The sequence below is a fragment of the Austwickia sp. genome (assembly GCA_016699675.1).
GTDB lineage: Bacteria > Actinomycetota > Actinomycetes > Actinomycetales > Dermatophilaceae > Austwickia.
In genome coordinates this window covers 678,566-701,572 of sequence record CP064985.1, presented here as the reverse complement: position 1 = coordinate 701,572, position 23,007 = coordinate 678,566, and the positions used below count along the sequence as shown (strand labels likewise).

At 73.3% G+C, this 23,007-nt stretch carries 25 protein-coding genes and 1 pseudogene; 22 read left to right on the top strand and 4 right to left on the bottom strand.

Annotated features, from left to right (window positions below; genetic code table 11):
• Positions 1–109 precede the first annotated feature (109 nt).
• A complete protein-coding gene (locus IPK37_03250) occupies positions 110–322 on the top strand; it encodes a hypothetical protein (protein ID QQS01485.1) in 213 nt (70 codons plus the stop codon).
• A 38-nt stretch (positions 323–360) separates the two neighbouring features.
• Here the strand turns inward: IPK37_03250 and IPK37_03245 are convergent, their stop codons facing one another.
• Positions 361–882 carry an inorganic diphosphatase gene (locus IPK37_03245; GenBank protein QQS02640.1) on the bottom strand — a complete coding sequence of 174 codons (522 nt, stop codon included), beginning with the start codon at positions 880–882 and terminating at the stop codon, positions 361–363.
• Positions 883–1,059: 177 nt separating this feature from the next.
• Between IPK37_03245 and IPK37_03240 the strand changes: the two are divergent.
• From IPK37_03240 to IPK37_03165, 16 genes and pseudogenes are all read left to right on the top strand, one after another.
• A pseudogene (locus IPK37_03240) lies at positions 1,060–1,833 on the top strand (D-alanyl-D-alanine carboxypeptidase).
• Positions 1,834–1,939: 106 nt separating this feature from the next.
• Complete coding sequence (locus IPK37_03235; protein QQS01484.1) at positions 1,940–2,542, top strand: D-alanyl-D-alanine carboxypeptidase; 603 nt, start codon at positions 1,940–1,942, stop codon at positions 2,540–2,542.
• A 110-nt stretch (positions 2,543–2,652) separates the two neighbouring features.
• Positions 2,653–3,237, top strand: coding sequence for a DUF937 domain-containing protein (locus tag IPK37_03230; protein QQS02639.1), 585 nt, complete (start codon positions 2,653–2,655; stop codon positions 3,235–3,237).
• Positions 3,238–3,291: 54 nt separating this feature from the next.
• Positions 3,292–4,179, top strand: a complete 888-nt coding sequence (locus IPK37_03225) for an alpha/beta fold hydrolase (protein ID QQS01483.1) — start codon at positions 3,292–3,294, stop codon at positions 4,177–4,179.
• 88 nt (positions 4,180–4,267) lie between these two features.
• Entirely contained in the window at positions 4,268–5,341 is a 1,074-nt protein-coding gene (locus tag IPK37_03220) for a zinc-dependent metalloprotease (protein QQS01482.1), read from the top strand.
• Between the two features lie 4 nt (positions 5,342–5,345).
• Positions 5,346–6,362, top strand: a complete 1,017-nt coding sequence (tilS, locus tag IPK37_03215; GenBank protein QQS01481.1) for a tRNA lysidine(34) synthetase TilS — start codon at positions 5,346–5,348, stop codon at positions 6,360–6,362.
• A gap of 10 nt (positions 6,363–6,372) precedes the next feature.
• A complete protein-coding gene (gene hpt / locus IPK37_03210) occupies positions 6,373–6,924 on the top strand; it encodes a hypoxanthine phosphoribosyltransferase (protein QQS01480.1) in 552 nt (183 codons plus the stop codon).
• Positions 6,925–6,936: 12 nt separating this feature from the next.
• Positions 6,937–9,339 (top strand): HAD-IC family P-type ATPase, encoded by a 2,403-nt coding sequence (locus IPK37_03205; GenBank protein QQS01479.1) that lies wholly within the window; start codon positions 6,937–6,939, stop codon positions 9,337–9,339.
• Between the two features lie 142 nt (positions 9,340–9,481).
• Entirely contained in the window at positions 9,482–11,500 is a 2,019-nt protein-coding gene (gene ftsH, locus IPK37_03200; protein QQS02638.1) for an ATP-dependent zinc metalloprotease FtsH, read from the top strand.
• The gene (gene folE / locus IPK37_03195; GenBank protein QQS01478.1) at positions 11,493–12,095 is read left to right on the top strand and encodes a GTP cyclohydrolase I FolE; all 603 of its coding nucleotides are present in this window, start codon (positions 11,493–11,495) and stop codon (positions 12,093–12,095) included. Before ftsH ends, folE begins: the two co-directional genes overlap by 8 nt.
• A 26-nt stretch (positions 12,096–12,121) precedes the next feature.
• Positions 12,122–12,946 carry a dihydropteroate synthase gene (gene folP / locus IPK37_03190; protein QQS02637.1) on the top strand — a complete coding sequence of 275 codons (825 nt, stop codon included), beginning with the start codon at positions 12,122–12,124 and terminating at the stop codon, positions 12,944–12,946.
• Positions 12,943–13,815, top strand: a complete 873-nt coding sequence (gene folK / locus IPK37_03185) for a 2-amino-4-hydroxy-6-hydroxymethyldihydropteridine diphosphokinase (protein QQS01477.1) — start codon at positions 12,943–12,945, stop codon at positions 13,813–13,815. Before folP ends, folK begins: the two co-directional genes overlap by 4 nt.
• Complete coding sequence (locus IPK37_03180; GenBank protein QQS01476.1) at positions 13,809–14,345, top strand: DUF3180 domain-containing protein; 537 nt, start codon at positions 13,809–13,811, stop codon at positions 14,343–14,345. Before folK ends, IPK37_03180 begins: the two co-directional genes overlap by 7 nt.
• Before the next feature lie 171 nt (positions 14,346–14,516).
• The gene (locus tag IPK37_03175; GenBank protein QQS01475.1) at positions 14,517–14,732 is read left to right on the top strand and encodes a hypothetical protein; all 216 of its coding nucleotides are present in this window, start codon (positions 14,517–14,519) and stop codon (positions 14,730–14,732) included.
• Positions 14,733–14,934: 202 nt separating this feature from the next.
• Positions 14,935–15,261 carry an Lsr2 family protein gene (locus IPK37_03170; protein ID QQS01474.1) on the top strand — a complete coding sequence of 109 codons (327 nt, stop codon included), beginning with the start codon at positions 14,935–14,937 and terminating at the stop codon, positions 15,259–15,261.
• Between the two features lie 104 nt (positions 15,262–15,365).
• Positions 15,366–16,058, top strand: a complete 693-nt coding sequence (locus tag IPK37_03165; protein ID QQS01473.1) for a (2Fe-2S)-binding protein — start codon at positions 15,366–15,368, stop codon at positions 16,056–16,058.
• Here IPK37_03165 and ligD read toward each other — a convergent pair.
• The gene (ligD, locus tag IPK37_03160) at positions 16,055–16,936 is read right to left on the bottom strand and encodes a non-homologous end-joining DNA ligase (GenBank protein ID QQS02636.1); all 882 of its coding nucleotides are present in this window, start codon (positions 16,934–16,936) and stop codon (positions 16,055–16,057) included. The two genes, IPK37_03165 and ligD, sit on opposite strands and share 4 nt — an antisense overlap.
• A gap of 50 nt (positions 16,937–16,986) precedes the next feature.
• Entirely contained in the window at positions 16,987–17,958 is a 972-nt protein-coding gene (locus tag IPK37_03155) for a DNA ligase (protein ID QQS01472.1), read from the bottom strand.
• Between the two features lie 84 nt (positions 17,959–18,042).
• Between IPK37_03155 and IPK37_03150 the strand changes: the two genes are divergently transcribed.
• The 4 genes from IPK37_03150 (at position 18,043) to IPK37_03135 (ending at position 21,845) form a co-directional block, all read left to right on the top strand.
• Positions 18,043–19,029: a Ku protein gene (locus IPK37_03150; GenBank protein QQS01471.1), complete on the top strand. Its 987-nt coding sequence runs from the start codon at positions 18,043–18,045 to the stop codon at positions 19,027–19,029.
• A gap of 1 nt (position 19,030) precedes the next feature.
• A complete protein-coding gene (locus IPK37_03145; protein ID QQS01470.1) occupies positions 19,031–19,939 on the top strand; it encodes an Fpg/Nei family DNA glycosylase in 909 nt (302 codons plus the stop codon).
• 19 nt (positions 19,940–19,958) lie between these two features.
• On the top strand, positions 19,959–20,564 hold the full coding sequence (locus IPK37_03140; GenBank protein QQS01469.1) for a hypothetical protein: 606 nt from the start codon (positions 19,959–19,961) through the stop codon (positions 20,562–20,564).
• A 63-nt stretch (positions 20,565–20,627) separates the two neighbouring features.
• Entirely contained in the window at positions 20,628–21,845 is a 1,218-nt protein-coding gene (locus IPK37_03135) for an AAA family ATPase (protein ID QQS01468.1), read from the top strand.
• A 6-nt stretch (positions 21,846–21,851) separates the two neighbouring features.
• On the opposite strand, the gene IPK37_03130 is transcribed toward IPK37_03135, so the two are convergent.
• Positions 21,852–22,022, bottom strand: a complete 171-nt coding sequence (locus IPK37_03130) for a hypothetical protein (GenBank protein QQS01467.1) — start codon at positions 22,020–22,022, stop codon at positions 21,852–21,854.
• 73 nt (positions 22,023–22,095) lie between these two features.
• Here IPK37_03130 and IPK37_03125 point away from each other — a divergent pair, with 73 nt between their 5' ends.
• Complete coding sequence (locus IPK37_03125; protein QQS01466.1) at positions 22,096–22,974, top strand: MBL fold metallo-hydrolase; 879 nt, start codon at positions 22,096–22,098, stop codon at positions 22,972–22,974.
• The last annotated feature ends 33 nt before the right edge of the window (positions 22,975–23,007 follow it).

Genomic DNA, 23,007 nt, shown 5'->3' with positions numbered 1-23,007 from the left:
CGGACCGTTGCCGCCTCCTCGTTAACGCCGCGGCCGCCCCGCCGATAAGGGTTCGGAAAGGCGGCACGACGCCGCCGCGGGGACACACCGGGCAGGGACCGAGGGGCGGATGGGGATGCGGGTCACCACGAGGCGCGCCGCCGTCGACCTCGGGCTCGGGCTGGTCCTGTCGGCCGTCGCGGTCGCCGTGCCGCATGCCGGCTGCGCCGAACAGCCCCGCGACGACGCCGTGATCCTCAAGGGTCACCCCGGCCAGGCGGTCACCTTCCGGCCGGCGTACGGTGACTTCCCCGTCACAAAGGTGCCGGCCGGCGAACGCTGACCACGCCGGCCGACCGCAACCTCAGGTCTGCGCCGGCCTCAGTGGCCGTGCGGCATCGGCCAGCGGTTGGTGGTCATGCCGTGGTCCTTGGCGCGCTGGATGGCCTCGTTGATGATGCGCTCGGCCGTGACGCGGTCGGCCCAGTGCGCACCCTCCACGGACTTGCCGGGCTCAAGGTCCTTGTAGGTCTCGAAGAAGTGCTGGATCTCCAGCCGGTCGAACTCGCTCACGTCGTCCAGGGCCTGGATGTGGGTGACGCGGGGGTCCTTCGCGGGCACGCACAGGATCTTGTCGTCGCCGCCGGATTCGTCGCGCATGTGGAACATGCCGATCGCGCGGCACAGAATCACCACGCCGGGGAAGGTGGGGGAGTCCAGGAGGACCAGCGCGTCGAGCGGGTCGCCGTCCTCGCCGAGGGTGTCCTCGATGTAGCCGTAGTCGCTCGGGTATTGCGTGCTCGTGAACAGCATCCGGTCCAGGCGGATCCGGCCGGACTCGTGGTCGATCTCGTATTTGTTGCGCTGACCCTTGGGGATCTCCACGGTCACGTCGAAGAACATCGGCGGCGTCGACGGGGTGTCGGGGGTGTCCCCGGTGCCGGGCTGGAGCTCGATGTTGCTCGTCATGTCGTGGCCTCCTGGTCGTGCCGGTGTCGTACGCTCTCTGGGCGCGGGCGCAGCGCGTCAAGCCCCAGTCTGTCGCATTGTGGCTGCTGCTGAGGCCGGAAGAGGAGACTGATGAGAAGGGCTCGGGTGGCCGGCGCGGTGGCCGTCTTGGCCCTCGCCGGGTACGTCGGGCTCGACATCGCCGACGTCGTCCCCGGCGTTCTCACCACCGATCGTCCGGTCGCCGCCCCGACCGGGGCGCCCGCGCCGACGCCGTCCGGCACCCCAGCGACCGGGGCCAGCCCCGCGACCGGCGCCAGCCCCGCGACTCCCACGCCGCCCCGCCTGGGGCTTCGCCCGGCGAGCGAGCTGCCGCTCGCCGCGGTCGCCTCGTCGGCCGCCAGCCCGGACCCGGCGGCCCTCGCCGCGACCCTGGCGCCCCTGGCCGCCGACCCCGCGCTCGGGCCGCGCGTCGGCGCCGTCGTCCGGGACGGCCTGACCGGCCGGGTGCTCTACGCCAAGGACGAGGCCACGCCCCGGACGCCGGCCTCGACGACCAAGCTGGTGACCGCCGCCGCTGTCGCGACTGCCATGCCGATGGCGACGACGCTCGACACCTCGGTGGTCGCCGGCGCCCCCGGGCAGCTCGTTCTGGTCGCCGGGGGCGACACCCTGCTCAGTCCCGGGGCCGGGACCCCTGGCAGCGTCCCCGGGCGGGCCGGACTCGCCGACCTGGCCGACCAGGTCGCCGCCGCCGTACGCGGGGGTTCCGTGACCACCCCGCCCGGCGGCCTGCGGCTCGTGCTCGACGAGGCCGGGCTGGCCGGCCCGCGGATCGACCCGGCCTGGGTGCGCGCCGACGTCGACTACGGGTACGCCGGGCCGGTCGCGCCGCTCGGCCTCACGACGTACCGTCCCGTGCCCGGCACCCGCGCCCCCGACGACCCGGCGCTCGCCACCGGCGGGGCCCTGCACGGCCTGCTCGCGGCGCGCGGTCGCGCTCGCGCCGGGCGTGACCCGCGCCGCCGCCCCGGCGGGGGCCGCCCGGCTGGGCGTCGTGCGGTCCGCCCCGGTGGGGGACCAGCTCGCCCTGGCCCTGGCGGAGTCCGACAACACGCTCTCGTCGGCGCTGGCTCGGGTCGCCGCGGTGCGCACCGGCGTCGCGCCGACGTTCCCGGCGGTCGCCGCCTGGGTCGTCGCCCGGGTCGCCGCGCTCGGCGTGCCCACCGATGGCCTCGTGGTCGCCGACCCCTCCGGGCTGGCCCCGGGCAGCAAGGCCTCGGCGGCGACGCTCGCGGCCCTCCTCGTCAAGGGCACGGACGGCAGCTCGCCGGAGCTGGCGCGGGTCTATGCCGACCTGCCCGCGGCGGGCCTGATCGGGACGCTGGCCGAGCGCTATCTCACCGGGCCCGGCCGGGCGGGCGCGGGCCTCGTGCGGGCGAAGACCGGGACCCTCACGGGCGTGTCGTCGCTGGCCGGCACGGTTGTCGATGCCGACGGGCGCCTGCTGACGTTCGCGGTGCTCGCGGACCAGGTGCCCGCGGACGGCACCGACCCGGCGCGCCAGGCGCTGGACCGGTTCGCGGCCCGGCTGGCGTCCTGCGGTTGTCGCTGACATTTGCCGGTCCGGCGTGCATCGCCGCCGACGCGAAGCTAACGTCCCAGCAGCGGGCCGTTCGGCCCGGCCGACGCGAATGCCCGGCTCGAACAGGGGAAGGTCTTGCCATGACGGACATCCAGTCGCTGTACTCCCAGCTCCCGATCGACCAGATCGCCGAGCAGGTCGGCGCCTCGCCGGAGGAGACGCGCGAGGCGGTCGGCACCCTCCTGCCGGCGCTCCTCGGCGGCCTCCAGGCCAACGCGCAAGACCCCGCGGGCGCGCAGTCCTTGGCGGCGGCGCTCGGCCAGCACGACCCGGCGCTCGCCGACGCGCCGAGCCTGGACCAGGTCGACACCGCCGATGGCGCCAAGATCGTCTCGCACATCTTCGGCGAGCAGGAGCCCGAGGTGGTCAACCGCCTGGGCGGCCAGGGTTCCATGACGCAGGGGCTGGTGCAGAAGCTGCTGCCGATCCTGGCCCCGATCGTCCTGGCCTGGCTCGCCAAGCAGGTGCAGGGCCAGCTGGGCGGTGGCGCGATGTCGCCCGACCCCAGCCAGAGCCAGCCGGAGGGCGCCCAGGGCGGCGTCGGCGACATCCTCGGTCAGATCCTCACCGGTGCGGTGACCCAGCAGACACAGCAGCAGGGCGGTCTCGGCGGCGGCATCCTCGGGTCGATCTTGGGCGGACTGCTCGGCGGCGGCCGCCGCTAGGGCCGAACGACGGGCGGGGACCGGAATGACATCGGTACGGCGCGAGGCGAAGCCATGAGCGCGCAGGCGGCCGGTCCACCCACGGCCAGCGCTGCGGCGAGCCGGCCGCCCCAGGACCCGGCGGGTAACCCGGAAATCGGCGCGTCGGTGACCACCGGCACTCTCCAGACCAACTATCACGACGTCGGGTCGGGCGAGCCGGTGTTGTTGTTCCACGGCTCGGGTCCGGGCGTCAGCGCCTGGGTGAACTGGCGGTTGGTCATCGATCGGCTCGCGCCGACGCATCGCCTGCTGGCGCCGGACTTCGCGGGTTTCGGGTTCACAGCGGTCCCGCCCGGCACGACGTATAACCGGACGTTGTGGCTCGATCAGATGGTCGGCTTCATGGATGCGATCGGTCTGGACAAGGCCAGCATCGTGGGCAACAGCTTCGGTGGGTCCATGGCCTTGGCGATGGCCATCGCGCACCCCGAGCGGGTGGCCAAGCTGATCCTCATGGGCTCGGTGGGGGTGCCGTTCCCGATCACGGAGGGCCTGGATGCGGTGTGGGGCTACGAGCCGTCGCGGGAGAGCATGGCGCGGCTGATGCGGACGACGTTCGCGTACGACGCGAGCCTGGTCACCGACGACATGGTGGAGAGTCGCTACCAGGCCAGCATCCGGCCCGGCGCGCAGGAGGCGTTCTCCGCGATGTTCCCGGCCCCGCGGCAGCGCTGGGTCGACGCGATGGCCCACGCCGAGGCCGACATTCGTGGCATCGCCCACCCCACCCTGCTGGTGCACGGCCGCGACGACCGGGTCATCCCGCTCTCGACCACCCTGACGATGCTGGACTGGATCGACGACGCGCGCGCCCACGTCTTCGGGCGGTGCGGGCACTGGACGCAGATCGAGAAGGTCGACGAATTCTGCCGTCTGGTCGCGGACTTCCTGGCGGACTGACCAGTCGTAGGCCGCCTGACGGGCGACCGTGCGCCCACGATGGTGCGGCGGTGGAGCGCCGGGCCCGGCGGGCTGAGAGGATGCCGCAATGAGCGATATCCAGCCCGCCGGAGTCCGGATGGTCGACTGGTCCCTCGCGGCGCGCGGGGTACGAGTCATCACGCCGCCCGGGCCGAAGCTGCCCGGAGCCCAGGCCCGCGCGGTCGTGGCGGAGCTGCGCGACGCCTCCCAACGCGCGTATGAGCCGGTCGCCGAGACCTCCGGGCTGGTCTCGCCGACCGGCCCGAAGCCGGCGCTGGTGGTCGACCGGCCCACCTGGGCCGAGGTGAACATCACCAGCTTCGCCGCCATGCTCGACCCGGTGGTGAGCAAGCTCGCGAACCGGCCGGGCAAGCCGCTGCCCGGCCCGATCACCCAGAAGATCGGCGGGGTCGCGACCGGCAGCGAGGTGGCCGCCCTGCTGGCGTTCATGTCGACGAAGGTGCTGGGCCAGTACGACCTGGCCTACGCCGAGGGCTCGCAGCCCCGCCTGCTGCTCGTCGCCCCCAACGTGGTGCAGGTCGAGCGCGAGCTGGACCTGTTCCCACCCGACTTCCGGCTCTGGGTGTGCCTGCACGAGGAGACCCACCGGGTGCAGTTCACCGCGGTGCCCTGGCTGCGCGAGCACATGCTCGCCCGCACCCGCCAGATCGCCACCGACCTGGTCCCCGACGCGGACCAGCTCGTGGACCGCCTCAAGCTGGCCGCAAAGAACGCGCCCGAGGTGCTGCGCCCGGGCGGCACGGGGCTGCCGGAGCTGTTCCTCGACGCCGACCAGCGGGCCGAGCTGGCCGCGATCGGCGCCGTGATGGCCCTGTTGGAGGGCCACGCCGATGTGGTCATGGACGAGGTCGGCCCCAAGGTGGTGCCGTCGGTGGCCACGATCCGCGCGCGGTTCGACAAGCGCCGCCAAGGCATCTCGGGCATAGACATCCTCATCCGGCGACTGCTGGGGCTGGAGGCCAAGATGGCCCAGTACCGCGACGGCGCCGCCTTCGTCCGCCACGTCACCGACAAGGTCGGCCGGGACGGCTTCAACGCGGTGTGGACCTCGCCGGACACGCTGCCCCAGGCGGGCGAGATCCACGACCCGGACCGCTGGATCGCCCGCGTCCACGGCTGAGACCGTGACCGGCCCGGATCCCGCCGTGGCCGCCGTGCGGGTCGCCGTTCGCGACCACCTCGCGGACGTCCCACCGGGGGAACTGGTCCTGGTGGCCTGCTCCGGCGGGCCCGATTCGCTGGCCCTGCTGGCGGGCGCGACGTTCGAGGCGCCGAAGGCCGCGGTACGGGTCGGGGCGGTCGTCGTGGACCACGGGTTGCAGGACGATTCCGCGGCCGTCGCCGCGCGGGCCGCGGGGCAGTGCCGGGCGGTGGGGGCGGCGCCGGTGCTGGTACGCCGGGTGACGGTGCCGCCCGCGACGCGCGGCGGTGGCCCCGAGGCGGCCGCGCGGGAGGCCCGGTACGCCGCCCTCGCTCAGGCCGCCACCGAGCTCTCGGCGTACCGCGTCTGGCTCGGCCACACCCTCGACGACCAGGCCGAACAGGTGCTCCTCGCGCTCGCCCGCGGGTCGGGGACGCGCAGCCTGGCGGGCATGCCGCGCCGCCGTACGCCGTACGAGCGGCCGCTCCTGCACCTGCCCAAGGCGACCACGCTGGCGGCCTGCCGGGCCCAGGGGCTGGAGCCCTGGCACGACCCGACCAACACGGACCCGGCGTACCGGCGCAACCGCGTGCGGGTCGCCCTCGCCGATCTCGAACGCGACCTGGGCCCCGGGCTCGCCCGCGCTCTGGCCCGCACGGCGGACCTGGCCCGCGAGGACGCCGACGCGCTGGACGCCCTGGCGGGCCAGGCCCGGGAACGACTCGGCGACCCCCCCTGGCCGGTCGCCGACCTCGCGGCGCACCCGCATGCGATCCGGGGCCGGCTCTGGCGGCTGCTCGCGGCCGAAGCGGGGTGTCCGCAGACCACCGCCGCCCACGTCGGCGCGCTCAACGCGCTGGTGGACGACTGGCGGGGGCAGGGCCCGGTGGCGCTGCCCGGCGGCCTGGTGGCGGTCCGCCACGACGGGGCCATCCGATTTGAGAGGTCCGCCGGGCTCGCGGGCAGGGGCGCCGGCCCCGCGACCGCGGGTGATGGGTGAGAATGGGCGCGTGGACGCCGAACACATGGGTTCTGACCTGGAAGAAGTGCTGCTCACCGAGGACCAGATCCGCGAGCGCCTGCAGGACCTGGCCGATCAGATCTGGGCGGACTACGAGGGCAAGGACCTGATCCTCGTCGGCGTCCTCAAGGGTGCGGTGATGATCATGGCCGACCTGATGCGCGCCATGCCGGGCACCGTGCCGATGGACTGGATGGCGGTGAGCTCCTACGGCTCGGGCACCAAGTCCAGCGGCGTCGTCCGGATCCTCAAGGACCTCGACACCGACGTCACCGACAAGCACGTGCTGATCGTCGAGGACATCGTCGACTCCGGCCTGACGCTGTCCTGGATCCAGGCCAACCTCGCCTCCCGCAGCGCCGCGTCGGTCGAGATCTGCACGCTGCTGCGCAAGCCGGAGGCGGCGAAGGTCGCGGTGCCGGTGAAGTACGTCGGCTTCGACATCCCGAACGAGTTCGTGGTCGGCTACGGCTTGGACTTCGGGGAGCGCTACCGCAACCTGCGGTGCGTCGGGACGCTGGCCCGGCACGTGTACGCCTGAGCCGGGCTGCCCATGGCTGCCCAGGCGACGGGGCTGACCGGCGACGAGGTCGCGGCCCGGGTCGCCGCGGGTCAGATCAACGACCTGCCGCCGCGGTCGGGGCGCACGGTCGGCCAGATCGTCCGGGCCAACGTGTTCACCCGGATCAACGCCATTCTCGCGGTGCTGTTCGCCCTGGTGGCGGTCACCGGATCGTTCAAGAACGGCCTGTTCGCGCTGCTCATCATCATCAACAGCGGCATCGGCATCATCCAGGAGGTCCGGGCCAAGAAGACCCTGGACAGCCTGGCCATCGTGGGGGAGGCCAAGCCCGTCGTACGCCGCGCCGACGGCACCGCGCGCCGGGACCGCCGCGAGATCGTCGTCGACGACGTCATCGAGCTGCGGCCGGGGGACCAGGTCGTCGTCGACGGCGAGGTCGTCGAGGTCGACCACCTGCAGGTCGATGAGTCCCTCCTCACCGGCGAGAACGACCCCATCGACAAGGAGGTCGGCGACCCGGTGCTGTCCGGCAGCTTCGTGGCGGCGGGGGCCGGCGCGTACCGGGCGACGAAGGTGGGGCACGAGGCGTACGCCGCGCAGCTCGCCGCCGAGGCCAGCCGCTACACCCTGACGAACTCCGAGCTGCGCAATGGCGTCAACGCGATCCTGCGGTGGGTCACCTTCCTGCTCATCCCCGTCGGGCTGCTCACCATCTGGGTGCAGGTCAACCTCGTGCACACCACCGGAAAGGAGGCGCTGCTCAACCTCGTCGGAGCGCTCGTGCCGATGGTGCCGGAGGGCCTGGTCCTGCTCATGTCGGTCGCCTTCGCCGTCGGCGTGGTCCGCCTCGGCCAGCGGGGCGCCCTGGTCCAGGAGCTGCCCGCGATCGAGGGGCTCGCCCGCGTCGACACCGTCTGCGTCGACAAGACCGGCACGCTCACCGAGGGCGGGATGGCGTTCGAGCGCATCGTGCCGCTCGCGACGGCGTACGACGAGGCCGGTGCCCGCGCCCTGCTCGCTCAGCTCGCCGCCACCGACGGCCACCCGAACGCCACGATGCGCGTCGTCGCCGAGGCCGTCGGCGCCCCGGCCGACCCTTGGCCGGTGACCGCCACGGCGCCGTTCACCTCGGCGACCAAGTGGTCGGGGGCCAGCTTCGACGCCCCCGACCGCGACCCGGTGAACCTCGTCATCGGCGCCCCCGACGTGCTGGCCGCGCCGGGGAGCTCGGCGGCCGCGGAGGCCGAGCGGCTGGGCGCGGAGGGGTTGCGGGTGCTGCTGCTGGCCGGCGCGGATCGTCGCGTCGACGCGGGCGAGGTGGGGACGATGACCCCGTTGGCCCTGGTCGTCCTGGCCCAGCGCGTACGCGGCGACGCGGCCGACACCGTGGCGTTCTTCCACGAGCAGGACGTCGAGGTCAAGGTCATCTCCGGCGACAACGCCACGTCGGTGGCCGCGGTCGCCCGGTCGGTGGGCATCGGGGGCAGCGCGGCGGGCGGCGAAGGCGCGACGGGAGCTGGCGGCGCCGTGGATGCCCGGGAGCTGCCCGAGGACCCGACGGCGCTGGCGCGCGCGATCGACGACCACGCCGTGTTCGGGCGGGTGACCCCCCAGCAGAAGCGGGCCATGGTCGGGGCCCTGCAGGCCCACGACCACGTCGTGGCCATGACCGGCGACGGGGTCAACGACGTGCTCGCGCTCAAGGACGCCGACGTCGGGGTGGCCATGGGTTCGGGCTCGGAGGCGAGCCGGTCCGCGGCGCAGATCGTGCTGCTCGACGACCGGTTCGCGACCCTGCCCCACGTCGTCGCCGAGGGCCGCCGGGTCATCGGCAACATCGAGCGGGTCGCCGTCCTGTTCCTCACCAAGACCTTCTATTCGGTGGTGCTGGCGCTGCTCGTCGGCCTCGCGCAGCTGCCGTTCCCGTTCGTGCCGCTGCATGTGACGATCACGGCCTGGTTCACGATCGGGATCCCGGCTTTCTTCCTGTCGTTGGCGCCCAACCACGACCGCGCCCGATCCGGCTTCGCGCGCCGCGCACTCATCCGGGCCGCCCCGGCAGGTCTGGTCATCGGGGCGGCGACGTTCGCGGTGTACGCCGTGCTGCGGGCCGACCCCCGCGGGGCCAGCGCCACCCAGATCAGCACGGCGGCGCTCGCGGTGGTCATCGGTATCGCCATGTGGGTCCTCAAGGCGGTCGCCCGGCCCGACGCGCTGTGGAAGTGGGTCCTCATCGTGGGCGGGGCGGTGGCGTACGTCGTCATGTTCGTCACGCCGCCGCTGGCGCGGTTCTTCATGCTCGACGTCGGCAGCGCGTGGGCGATGGGGGTGGCCGCGGTCGCGGTCGTGCTGGGGATCGTCGCCTGCGAGCTCGGCTGGCGGGTCACCGCCCGGGTCACGGCACCGGAGCCAGGAACACCGCGGCACGGCTGACCGTTGCCTCAAGCGGTTGAGGGGTGTTGCGCGGCGCGGTGTACCGTCAAGGGGGCCGTTGACCACGGACACCGTCGTCGAACAACGTGTCGCCCAACGGTATGTCAGTCACGATCAGGAGGTCCGGGGCCGCGCCCCGCTGATGAAAGCCAAATCCATCCTCAAGAACCCGATCCCGGTGATCGTGGTGCTGGCCTGCCTCCTGCTCATCGCCCTGCAGATGATGCCGACCGGCGGCTTCAGCGAGGTCAAGACCTACCAGGCCGAAAAGCTGATCAACGAGGGCCGCGTCGAATCCGCGACCTTTGTCGACGACGACCGCATCGAATTGACGCTCAAGGGCAAGCAGGACGTCGGCGACGCCAAGAACGTCGACAAGGTCTATGCGCTCTATGTTCCCCAGCGCGGCGAATCGCTGATGCAGGAACTGAAGGCCAAGCAGCCGCCGAGCGGCTACAACGACAAGCCCCCGCAGTCCTCGCTGTGGACGGCCTTGCTCGTCAACGTGCTGCCGATGCTGCTGTTCCTCGGCCTGTTCGTCTGGATGCTGAGCCAGGCCCAGGGCGGCGGCGGCAAGATCATGCAGTTCGGCAAGTCCCGCGCCAAGCTCGCGGACAAGAACACCGAGCCGGTGACGTTCGCCGACGTGGCGGGGGCCGACGAGGCCATCGAGGAGCTCACCGAGATCAAGGAGTTCCTCGCCGAGCCGACGAAGTTCCAGGCGGTGGGCGCGAAGATCCCGCGCGGCGTGCTGCTCTACGGCCCGCCCGGCACCGGCAAGACCCTGCTGGCCCGGGCGGTCGCCGGCGAGGCCGGCGTGCCGTTCTATTCGATCTCCGGCTCCGACTTCGTCGAGATGTTCGTCGGCGTCGGCGCCTCCCGGGTCCGGGACCTCTTCGACCAGGCCAAGCAGCACGCGCCCGCGATCGTCTTCGTCGACGAGATCGACGCGGTCGGCCGGCACCGCGGCGCGGGCCTCGGCGGCGGGCACGACGAGCGCGAGCAGACGCTGAACCAGCTCCTTGTCGAGATGGACGGGTTCAACGCCCGGCAGAACGTCATCCTCATCGCGGCCACCAACCGCCCCGACATCCTCGACCCGGCGCTGCTGCGCCCGGGCCGGTTCGACCGGCAGATCGCGGTCGAGGCTCCCGACATGCTCGGGCGCGAGGCCATCCTCAAGGTGCACGGCCGGGGCAAGCCCCTGGCGCCCGGGGTGGACCTTGCCGCCGTCGCACGACGTACGCCCGGGTTCACCGGCGCCGACCTCGCGAACGTGCTGAACGAGGCCGCGCTGCTCACGGCGCGCTCCAACGCCCAGCTCATCGACGACCGCGCCCTGGACGAGGCCATCGACCGCGTGGTCGCCGGGCCGCAGAAGCGCACCCGGCTGATGAGCAACAAGGAGAAGAAGATGACGGCGTACCACGAGGGCGGCCACGCCCTGGTGGCCGCCGCCCTCAACCACACCGACCCGGTGACCAAGGTGACGATCCTGCCCCGCGGGCGGGCCCTCGGTTACACGATGGTGCTGCCGCTGGAGGACAAGTACAGCCAGTCCCGCAACGAGATGCTGGACCAGCTCGCGTATGCGCTCGGCGGGCGGGTCGCCGAGGAGATCATCTACCACGACCCCACGAGCGGCGCCGCCAACGACATCGAGAAGGCCACCGCGATGGCCCGCAAGATGGTCACCCAGTTCGGGATGAGCGAGCGGATCGGCGCGATCCGGCTCGGCCAGGACAGCGGCGAGGTCTTCCTCGGCCGCGACATGGGCCACCAGCGGGACTACTCCGAGGGGCTGGCGACGATCGTCGACGAGGAGATCCGCCGGCTCATCGAGGCGGCCCACGACGAGGCGTGGCGCGTCCTCAACGACAACCGCGACATCCTCGACCGGCTCGTGCTCGAGCTGCTGGAGAAGGAGACGCTGAACGCCGAGCAGCTCAAGACCGTGTTCCAGTCCGTGCGCAAGCAGGAGCCGCGCCCGGTGTGGCTGTCGAGCGACCGCCGCGGCGTCAGCGACCAGCCCCCGGTCCTGACCCCCGCGGAGCGCGCGGCGATCGAGCGCGGCGAGGACCCCAACGCCAAGCGACCCGGCGAGGAGCACCCGCCCGTGGCCGTCATCGAGACCCCGCCCGGGGGAAGCGTCGGTGGCTGACGCCGGGCTGGAGTCGGCACCCAGCCCGGTCGACCTGGTCCGTGCGGAGGCGGCCGTCCGGGAGCTGTTGCTCGCGCTCGGCGAGGACCCCGAACGGGACGGCCTGCGGGACACGCCGGCCCGCGTGGCCCGGGCGTACGGCGAGCTCTTCGCCGGCCTGAGCGAGGACCCGCGCGCCATCCTGGAACGCCGCTTCGACATGGACCACGACGAGCTGATCCTGGTGCGCGACATCGAGGTGTTCAGCCTGTGCGAGCATCACCTGTTGCCGTTCCACGGGGTGGCGCACGTGGGGTACATCCCGGCCAAGGACGGCCAGGTCACCGGGCTGAGCAAGCTCGCCCGGCTGGTCGACTGCTTCGCGCGGCGCCCGCAGGTGCAGGAGCGGCTGACGACGCAGATCGCCGACGCGCTGGTGTCCGAGCTGCATGCCCAGGGCGTCATCGTCGTCGTCGACGCCGAGCACCTGTGCATGTCGATGCGCGGGGTGAAGAAGCCCGGCTCGCGCACGACCACGTCGGCGGTGCGCGGCGTGCTCCGCCGCCCGGCCACCCGGGCCGAGGCGATGAGCCTCATCCTGCGCGGGGCCCGCTGATGACGCCGCCGGGCCGGACCCTGGTGATGGGCATCGTCAACGTGACGCCGGACAGCTTCAGCGACGGCGGGCTGTACCTGTCCGCGGGCGCCGCCGTCGCGCACGGGCTCGAGCTGCTCGCGCAGGGCGCGGACCTGCTCGACGTCGGCGGGGAGTCCACCCGGCCCGGGGCGGAGCGCCCCGACGAGGCCGAGGAACTCGCGCGGGTGCTGCCGGTGGTCGCGCGCCTCGCGGCAGCCGGGGCGCGCGTCTCGATCGACACGATGCGTTCGGGGGTGGCCGCGGCGGCGCTGGACACCGGGGCCCAGATCGTCAACGACGTCAGCGGCGGGCTGGCCGACCCGGCGATGTTCGAGGTCGTGGCCGGGCGCCCCGGCACGCCGTACGTCCTCATGCACTGGCGCGGGCACGGCTCGGTGATGAACGACCGGGCGACGTACGGCGACGTGGTGGCCGACGTCACCGCGGAGCTGGCGGAGCGCGTGGCCGCCGCGCTCGCGGCGGGCGTGGCCCCCGACCAGCTGATCCTCGACCCGGGGCTGGGCTTCGCCAAGGACGCCGAGCACAACTGGGCGCTGCTGCGGGCCCTGCCCGCGCTGCGCGCGATGGGCTACCCGCTGCTCGTCGGCGCCTCCCGCAAGCGGTTCCTGGGGGCGCTGATGGCGGCCCCGGACGGTACGCCGGGAGACCTCGCGGTCCGCGACGCGGCCACGGCGGCGGTCAGTGTGCTGGCGGCCCAGCAGGGGGCCTGGGCCGTGCGCGTGCACGACGTACCGTCCTCCGTCGCCGCCGTCCGGGTGGTCGACCGCGTGGGCGACCGCGTCGTCGACCGGGTGGGGGGTCCGGCGTGAGCGACATCATCAGCCTGCGGGGTCTCGCCGTGGAGGCCTGCCACGGGGTCCTGGCGCCCGAGAAGACCGAGCCGCAGCCGTTCCTGATCGACATCGACCTGGCGGTGGACCTGTCGCGGGCCGGGCGCAGCGACGATCTCGCCGACACGGTCAGCTACGCGGACATCGCCGGGCGCGCCGCGGCGGTCGTGGCGGGGCCGAGCGTCGACCTGATCGAGACGCTGGCGCAGCGGGTCGCCGAGGCGTGCCTTGCCGCCTCGGAGCTGGTGGAGGCCGCGAGCGTGACCGTCCACAAGCCGCGGGCGCCGATCGAGGAGCCGTTCGCCGACGTTGCCGTGACCCGGCGGGTGGCGCGCGCGGCGACGGCGGTGGTCGGGTTGGGCGCGAACCTGTCGGATCCGGCGGGGCGGCTCGCGGACGCGGTACGCCGGATCGCGGCGCTCGACGGCGTGCAGGCGGGCACCCTCAGCCCGCTCGTGGAGACCGACCCGGTCGGTGGGCCGCCCGGCCAGCCGGCCTACCTCAACGCCGTGCTGGTAGTGCAGACCCGCCTCGCGCCGCGCACGCTGCTGGGCCGGCTGCAGGACATCGAGGCGCTGCACGGGCGCACCCGCGACGTGCGCTGGGGTCCCCGCACGCTGGATCTGGACCTGATCTCGTACGTCGACCCGCGCCAGGGCGGCGAGGTGCGCAGCGACGACCCCGAGCTGACCCTGCCGCACCCGCGCGCGGCCGAGCGCGCGTTCGTGCAGGTGCCCTGGGCGATGGCCGACGCGAGCCGGCCGGCGGTGGCCCTGGGCGACGGCGTACGGCGTGGTCCGGACTGGCCCGCGCACCTGGCGGCGGTCGTCATGGTGGCGCCGTGGTGAGCCGGCCGGGCGCCGGCCCGCCGCGCCCCGACAACCGCGGCCTGCGCGCCAGCACGGTGGCCTGGGCGTTCGCGCTGGCCCTCACGGTGGGTTATCTCGTGCAGCGCTATCTCAACGACCACGTCGGGCGGATGCCGTTCCCTGGGTTGATCGGGGCCACGCTGCCGCTCCTGCTCTGCATCGCCCTGATCGCCGTGGCGCTGCCGATCCGGCGCTGGCGGACGGGCAAGCTCGACCGCCGCCTGGACCCGCTGCGGGCGTTCCGGACCCTGATCCTGGCCCGGGCGACGGCGCTCACCGGCGGAATGGTGGCCGGGTGGTACCTGGCCCAGGCCCTGGTCCTTGCGCCGGATGCCGAGTCCGCGACGGTGCTGCGGGGGGTCCAATGGTGCCTGGCGTACGTCGGGTCGGGCGCGCTGATGGTGGGGTGCGGCCTGCTCGTGCAGAGTTGGTGCCGCCTCGATCCGCCGGACGGCGACGACCGGGACGACCGAGACGCGTACGACGACGCCCCGTACGACGTGCGCTGACCACCTGGCCGGCGGCTGCGCATATCGAGTGGACAGGGAATTCGTCGCCGAGCCGGGGGCTGATCGGGGGTAGGCTCGGTTCAATGGCCGAACGGCCGCGCCGGTCCCGAATCTCGGCAATTACGGGCGCAGCCCGGACACAGATGTGCCGAACGCGACAAGGAGGAATCCGTGGAGTCCCTGTGGGCAGTGGTGATCGCGATCGTGCCATCTATTGGGGTGGGCTTCCTCTTCTACAAGGTACTGAAGGCCATCATCGAGGGCGATCGGAAAGAGCGTCTTGCGCACGCCCAGTGGGAAGCACACCAGGAAGCCGAGTCGGTGAACATCCCTAGCGATTCAGGCCCGGCTGCGAGCGGCGCCCCCGACCAGCCCATTCGCCGCTAGCGAGGCGCGCGCGCCGCGATAGTGCGGCGTAAGTGTCGACTTTGCGAATGGGATACGCGTAGTTGACGATTCGCGGAGAGTCCACAGGTTGTGTCGAGAGTCTGCGTGTTGCATTTCCAAAATGCCGTTCGATCAATTAGTATCGCGCCTGGGTAATAAACCCCCTCACCCTACTCGTCAGACATCAGGAAGAGAGCCCCCGATGGCGCAGAAGGTCCAGGTCCTCCTGGTTGACGACATCGATGGAGGCGAGGCCCGGGAGACCGTGTCCTTCGCCCTTGATGGCGTCACGTATGAAATCGATTTGTCCGAGGCGAACGCCGGGAAGATGCGGGACCAGCTCGCCAAGTGGATCGGTCACGCCCGTCGGTCGGGCGGGCGCAAGGTCAGCACTCGCCGGACCGGAACGTCGGGCCGTCGCGACCTGAATGCCGTCCGCGAATGGGGCCGGGCCAACGGTTTCCAGGTCAGTGACCGCGGCCGGGTCTCCGGAGAGTTGCAGGCGGCCTATGACAAGGCCAACGGCTGATCGCCGACGGCTGATCGGGAGCAGGGCCATCCCCCCTACGGATGGCCGGCGAGGAGGGCGGCGCCACGGCGCCGCCCTCCTCGCCTGTCCGGCACGATGGGCCCATGGGCGAGGAGGGGCTGAGCGCGGGCGAACTGGGCCGCATCGCCGACGAGATCACGACGCGGCTCGGCTATGTCGACATCGTGGTGACGGGTGCGGGGATGGGGTCGGCGCTGCCGCACCGCTGCGCCGACGTGCTGACCGCCCAACTGGACGGCGAGGACCCGACCGCCGACTGGCGCCGTCAGGTGGGCGCCAACCAGGCCGCGTACTACGGGGCGGCCGCGCCCCCGCAGGTGGGGGCCGCGTTCGTGCTGCAGTGGTATCTCGGCGTCCTGGCTCTGCCCCTCGCCGGGGCGGCCGTCCTCAGCCCGTGGGTGCTGGCCGGGACCCCCGAGACGTTGTCCTACGACCTCGCCGAGCCGGAGCTGTTCCCGATCGCCATTGGGGTGACGGCGGCCGGCGCAACGGCCGTGTCCGACCCCGCGGCGCGGCTGGACCTGGCCCACGAGCGTTACCTCGCGCACGCCACCGCGTTCGCCGAGGCGTACCACCCGCCGGAGGTGCGGATGGGATCCGGGCAGCGGGGCGGGCTGGTGCACGACGCGTGGACGATGGCTTTCGAGAGCGCCCGCGAGTGGGTCGGCTCGCCCGGCGACCACCCGCCCCGCAGCAGGCGCCGCGGCTGCTGCATGATCTACGCCCTGCCCGGCGCGCAGGAGTGCGCGGCCTGCCCACGCGGGGGGCGGCGCTAATCCGTCAGGGCCGCCATCAGGTCGCCGTCGGCCGCCAGCCGCGCCAGGACCTCCTCCGGGGAGGCCTGCCACAGCTCGCCGTGCTCGGCCGCCGCCTCGATCTCGGCCCAGTCGCGCGGCGCCGCGACGTACGGCGTGTCCCGCTTTCCCCGCAGCGAATAGGGACAGATCGTCGTCTTCGCGGGGGTGTTCTGCGACCAGTCGAAGAGCACCTTGCCGGGGCGCTTCGCCTTGGTCATCGAACTCACGACCAAGCCCGGTTCGCGCCGCTCCAGGGCCTCGGCGATGGCCTTGGCCACCTGGTGGGGGCTGCCCTCGCCCGTCGCGGGGACGGCGCCGGGGGGCACGGCGTACAGCTGCATCCCCTTGCTGCCCGAGGTGACCGGCACCGTCCGCGCATAGCCGGCCTCCCGCAGCGCCTCCCGGGCGAGCAGCGCGACCCGGGCGCACTCGGCGAGGCCGGCTGGGGCGCCCGGGTCCAGGTCGACCACGAGCCGGTCCGGGGGCTGCGGGGTGCCGTCGGCGTCGACCCGCCACTGCGGCACGTGCAGTTCGAGGGCGCCGAGGTTGGTGACCCAGGTCAGCCCGGCGAGGTCGTCGATCAGCGGATAGGTCACCCGCTCGCCCGCGCCGCGCGACCCCCGCGAGCCGGGGGAGTCGAGGGTGACCCGGCGGATCCAGTCCGGCACGCCGTTCGGGATGTTCTTCTCGAAGAAGGACTCCCCGGCAGTGCCGCTCGGCCAGCGCACCCGGGTGAGCGGGCGGTCGGCCAGCTGCCCCAGCAGGGCGGGGGCGACGGCGGCGACGTACGCGAGGACCTCGCCCTTGGTGGTGCCGGTGGCGGGGTACATGATCTTGTCGAGGCTGGACACGCTCATCAGCCGGCCGTCGACGGTCACGCTGACCTTGGCCCCCTCGGCGGGCGGCGTCACGACGGCGGGGCGACGTAGGGGCCCGGATCGGTGGCCTGCGTGTCGGGGATCTCCTCCAGGATCGCCTCGGGGTCCATGTCCGGGCGGAGCCGCTGGTAGGAGGGCTGCTTCAGCAGGCCGTCGGCCCCCAGGCCCACCGCGCGGACGTCCACGACCACCTCCGGGTCGGTCCAGGAGACGTCGCTGTCCGCGGGCGCGTCCAGGAAGGGGCTGGTGGCGCGTCGACGGGGGTGCACCTCGGCCAGGAGGTCGACCTGCGATCGATCGGCCAGGCCGGCGCTCACGCGTCCGATGAACCGCAGCCCGTTCTCGCCCGGCATGCCCAGCCACAGCGAGCCGATGCGGCCGGGGTGCTCGCGGTCCGCCCGCCAGCCGCCGACGACGACCGAGAACAGCGGCCGGTGCGGGGCCTTGATCCAGGTGGGGGACCGAACGCCGGACAGGTACGGCGCGTCGCGGCGCTTGCTCACGACCCCCTCGTGGCCCTGGTCGAGGGTCAGGTCGAAGAGCGCGGCGCCGTCGTCGTACACCGGGGACACCTGCCAGCGGGGGCCGCGCAGGCGCAGGCCGTCCAGGATTCGGCGACGCTCGACCCAGGGACGATCCGTGAGGTCGGTGCCGTTCAGGCGCAGGACGTCGAAGATGACGTACGACACCGGTTGGCCCTGCGCCATCGCGATCGCGGTGGCGCGGTCCTTGACGTGGATCCGGTCCGCGAGGGCGGCGAACTGGCACTGCCCGCGGTTCAGCACGCAGATCTCCCCGTCGAGGAGGAGGTCGTCGTGCTTGACGGCCAGGCCCGCGAGCTCGGGGAAGCGGTCCGTGGCGGACTTGCCCGATCGCGTGGTCAGCTGCAGCCGCCCGGCGCGGACGTCCGCGAGCGCCCGCATGCCGTCCCACTTGATCTCGTGCACCCACTCGGCGCCCACCGGGGGGTAGGTGGCGCGCACCGCGAGCATGGGAAGCATGCCCCTCATCATCGCGCACCCGGACCGGCGGCGTCCTGTCGCGTTCACCTGGCATGTCAGGGCGTCCCGCGGGACGATGGGCTGGTGCGCGCCATGTGGAAGGGGGCCGTGTCGTTCGGCCTCGTGACGGTACCCGTGCGGATGTACTCCGCCACCGAGAGCCATGACCTGCAATTTCGGCAGGTGAGGGCCTCGGACGGATCGCGGATCCGCTATCGCCGCGTGGCCGAGGCGGACGGCGAGGAGGTTCCGTACGACCAGATCGCCAAGGGTTATGAGACCCCCGACGGGCGGATGGTCGTGCTGTCCGAGGAGGACCTGGAGTCGCTGCCGAACAAGAGCAGCAAGGAGATCGAGGTCGACAAGTTCGTCCCGGCCGAGCAGATCGACCCGATCCTGTTCGACAAGGCGTATTACCTGGAGCCGGACAAGGCGTCCGCCAAGTCGTACTCCCTCCTGCGCGAGACCCTGCGCGACTCGGACCGGATGGCCGTCGTGACGATCAGCGTGCGCTCGCGGATGACGATGGCGATTCTGCGGGTCCGCGACGACGTGATCGTGCTGCAGACCCTGTTGTGGCCGGACGAGATCCGCAAGCCCGAATTCGACACGCTGTCCGACGTGCCCGAGCCCTCGGAGCGCGAGGTCAAGATGGCCCACCTGCTGGTGGAGTCGCTGTCGGAGGACTTCGACCCCGGCGAGTACGAGGACGATTACGCCGGGGCCGTCGAGGCCATGGTGCAGGCCAAGATCGCGGGCGGTGCGGTCGAGATGCCGTCGGCGCCGGAGGAGTCTCCCGGCCAGGTCGTCGACCTGCTGGCGGCGCTGCAGCAGTCCGTCGACCGGGCCAAGGCCGCGCGGGCGGCGGCGGGCGGCGGCAAGGCGTCGTCTTCGGCCGGGGAGTCCGGCGCGACGGAGTCTGGCGCGGCGGAGTCTGGCGCGGACGAGGCGGCCGAGGCGAAGACAGAGGCGGCGCCGAGCACGAAGGGCGGCGCGAAGAAGTCGGCCGCCAAGAAGGCCACGGCCGCGAAGGGGGCGGCCAAGAAGACGCCGGCCAAGAAGGCCGGCTGAGGTGCCGGAGGGCCACACGATCCACGCGTTGGCCCGGCGCATCGAGCGGCGGTTCGGGGGCATGCCGGTAGCGGTGACCAGCCCGCAGGGGCGATTCGCCGCGGAGGCGCGGCTGCTCGACGGGCGCGAGCTGGTCGGGGCGTCCGCCGCGGGAAAGCACCTGTTCGTGGAGTTCGCGGGGCAGGACTACCTGCACGTGCACCTGGGGCTGATCGGCAAGTTCGAGGTGCAGCCGTACGGCGTCCCCGGCGGGCCGCCCGAGGCGGTGGCGGTTGGGGCCGCGCATCTCGGGCCCGAGCCGCCGGCGGTGGGCGCCGTCCGGTGCCGGCTGCGCAACGCCACCCACGTCGCCGACCTGCGCGGGCCTAACCTGTGCGCGGTCGCCACCCCGGAGACGGTGGCGGGGGTTCTGGACCGACTAGGGCCCGACCCCCTGCGCCAGGACGCGGACCCCGACCGGGCCTGGGTCAAGATCGCGCGCAGCCGCAAGCCGATCGCCGAGCTGCTCATGGACCAGGCGGTGGTCGCCGGCGTGGGCAACGTCTACCGATGCGAGCTGCTGTTCCGGCATCGGGTCGACCCGCACCGTCCCGGGGTGGAGATCCGGCCGGCGACCTGGCGGGCGCTGTGGTCGGACATGGTGACGCTGTTCCCGCTCGGCGTACGGTTCGGGCAGATCCTCACCCTCCCCGAGCAGGTGACCGCGGCGCTCGCGGCGTACGACACCCCCGCCGCGCTCGCGACCGAGGAGGCCTCGACGGGAGGCGCGCTCGGTACGACGTACGAGCGGGCGTTCGCGGTCTACAAGCGGACGGGGGAGCCGTGCCTGACCTGCGGTTCGCGGGTGCGGTCGGAGGTGCTGGCGGGGCGGACGCTGTACTGGTGCGGGCGGTGCCAGCGGCGGCGCTGAGCCGGGTTACCCTCGCGGGGTGAGCAACCCGACCGTCGCCGGGCCCCGACGCTACCGGCCAGCTCGGATCGCCTGGCTGGTCGGGTCCTGCGTCGTCCTGTCGGCCGGGGTGGCGCTGCTGCTCGGTTCGCGGCAGGGCTCGGACGGCTGGTCGACGATGCTCAACGGCCTGTACCTGCGCACGGGACTGCCGTTCGTCGTGGTGAGCCTGGCGATGTCGGTGCTGTTCATCGGGATCGCGTGGGCCCGGGGGCTGCGGCCAGACCTCGGCACGCTGGTGCAGCCGCTGGTGGTGGGGTCCGCGGTGGGGGCCTTCCTGCCGCTGGCGCCACGCCCGGAGGCGCTCGCCGGGCGCTGGCTGGAGTTCGCGGTGGGGTTCGTGGTGATCTGCGTGGGGGTCGCCGGGTACCTGTCGGCCGACCTCGGGATCGGCCCCACCGAGGCGCCGTCGATCGCGTTCGACCCGCCGGTGCCGTTCCGGTGGAGCTACATGGCGGTGCAGGCGGCGGGGTGCTTGCTGGGGTTCGCATGCGGCGCGGACGTGGGGATGGGGACGCTGCTGGTGGTGTTCGGGATCGGGCCGATCGTGGATCGGCTGCGCGGGGTGCTGCCGCGCTGGGAATGAGGCGGCTCGGCCGGGTGTGCGCTGGTACCGGGGTTGTCGGCGGCGCCGCGTAGGTTGCGCGGCATGTACAGCGTGGTGGCGGTCGCCGGATACCGGTGCCTGCGCGAGGTGATCGTGCCGCTCGGCCGGCTGACCGTCGTGACCGGGCCGAACGGCAGCGGCAAGTCGAGTCTCTACCGGGCGCTGCGGCTGCTCGCCGACTGCGGCCTGGGCCGGGTGGTCGCGTCCCTGGCGCGGGAGGGCGGGCTGCCGTCGGCGTTGTGGGCGGGGCCCGAGACGCTGCAGTCGGCGCGCCGCACGGGCGTGGTGCAGGGAACCGTGCGCAAGGGCCCGATCTCGCTGCGGCTGGGCGTGGCCGGGCCCGAGCTGGGCTATCTCGTGGACCTTGGGCTGCCGCCACAGGCGCCGGGGGCGACGTCGTACTTCCTGCGCGACCCCGACCTCAAGCGCGAGGCGATCTGGCACGGGCCGGTGATGCGGCCGGCGACGCTCGTGGCGCGCCGGCGGCGGCACGTCGTGGAGCTGCGCACCGCGGCGGGACGGTGGGTGCCGGGGGAGGTGGAGCTGCCGGCGCACGCGAGCATGCTGGCTGAGTACGGCGACGCGGGCGCGGCGCCCGCGCTGTGGGCGGTGCGGCGGGAGCTGGCGGCGTGGCGGTTCTACGACGGCTTCCGGGCGGACGCGCAGGCCCCGGCGCGGCGTCCGGCGGTGGGGACCCGGACGGCGGCGCTGGCCGATGACGGGGCCGACCTTGCGGCGGCGCTGGCGACGATCCTGGAGGACGGGCGGGCGCCGTTGGGGCGGTTCGTGGCGGAGGCGTTCGAGGGCGCCGAGGTGAGGGCGCAGGCCGCGGACGGGGTGTTCGACGTGGTGCTGCACCAGCGCGGGATGCTGCGGGGGTTGCGGTCCGCGGAGCTGTCGGACGGGACGCTGCGCTATCTCTTGTGGCTGGCGGCGCTGCTGACGCCGGCCCCGCCGCCGCTGCTGGTGGTCAACGAGCCGGAGACCAGCCTGCACCCGAGTCTGCTCGGTCCGCTGGCGGGTCTGATCGCGGACGCTGCGCGGCGTACGCAGATCGTGGTGGTCACGCACTCGGCCGCATTGCTCGCGGAGCTGGGGCGGGCCTACCCGGGACTCGGCGACGACGCGTCCGACGATCCCACGCGGCCGGGGGAGATCCCAGCGGCGCGGCTGGTGCGGCTGGCCAAGGATCTCGGGGAGACGCGGGTCGAGGGCCAGGGCCTGATGACGACGCCGCTCTGGGAGTGGGGGCATCGCTAGAACGCGTTACCGCTGGCGACGCCGGTAGAGGAAGACGCCTACCCCGGTCAGCAGGAAGACGGCGACCGTCGGGCCCGCCAGCGCCGGGAACGTCACCGCGAGGGCGATCATCGGCAGCACGACGATCGCCACGAGCATCCCGGCCACCAGCTTGGCGTTGCGGGAGGAATCGGCCATACCCCCATCTTGCCTCCTGAACCCCGCCCGCGGTCGGGGCCGATCATCTCCCGCTCGGTGTCAGGCTGAGGACATGGAGGTTCTGGTTCTGGGCAGCGGTGGGGCGGACGGCTGGCCCACGCCGTACTGTCGCTGCTCCTCCTGCCTCGCCGCCCGCGCGACCGGCGAGCTGCGCACCCCGAGCAGCGTCCTCATCGACGGGCGCATTCTCCTCGACGTCGGCCCCGAGGCCGGCCGGCAGGCGCTGCGGGCCGGCGTGGACCTCGCCGACCTGCACACCATCCTCGTGACCCACGTCCACCCCGACCACTGCGACCCCGCCGCGCTGCTCTACCGCGGCTGGGCCACCGACGCGCCCCTCCTCGTCGTCGGCCCCCAGCCGGTCATCGAGGCCTGTCGGCCGTGGCTCGACCCCGCCGGCTCGCGCGTCACCCTGCGCGCGGTGACCGCCGGCGACCGCCTCGTGCTCCCCGCGGCGGACGCCGGCGAGGGGCAGCACGCCCACGACCGCGCCCAGTACGTCGTGCGCGTCCTGCCCGCCGATCACCACGCGCTGGGCGAGGCGGCCCTGTACGACGTCACGGGCCCCGCCGGCGAACGCCTCCTCTACGCCACCGACACCGGGCCCTGGCCCCCCGCCTTCGCGGCGATGCGGGCGGAGCTGACGGCGTACGACCTCGTCCTCCTGGAGGAGACCTTCGGCGACCGGCCCCGCGACCCCGGCCACCACGACCTCGCCAGCTTCGCCGCCGCCGTCGCCGACCTGCGCGCCTGGGGGTTGGTCACCGACGCGACCCGCGTCCTGGCCACCCACCTCAGCCACCACAACCCGCCGCCCGATCAGCTCGCCGAACGCCTGGCCGCCCCCGGAGCGGCCCCGGCCCGCGACCTGGCCCGGATCGAGGTGCCGCAGCGGTCGGCCGGCTCCGATCCGCCAAGGCCTCGCCGATAGGGCAGCGATGCGCCGGCCGCAGGAACCGGACAG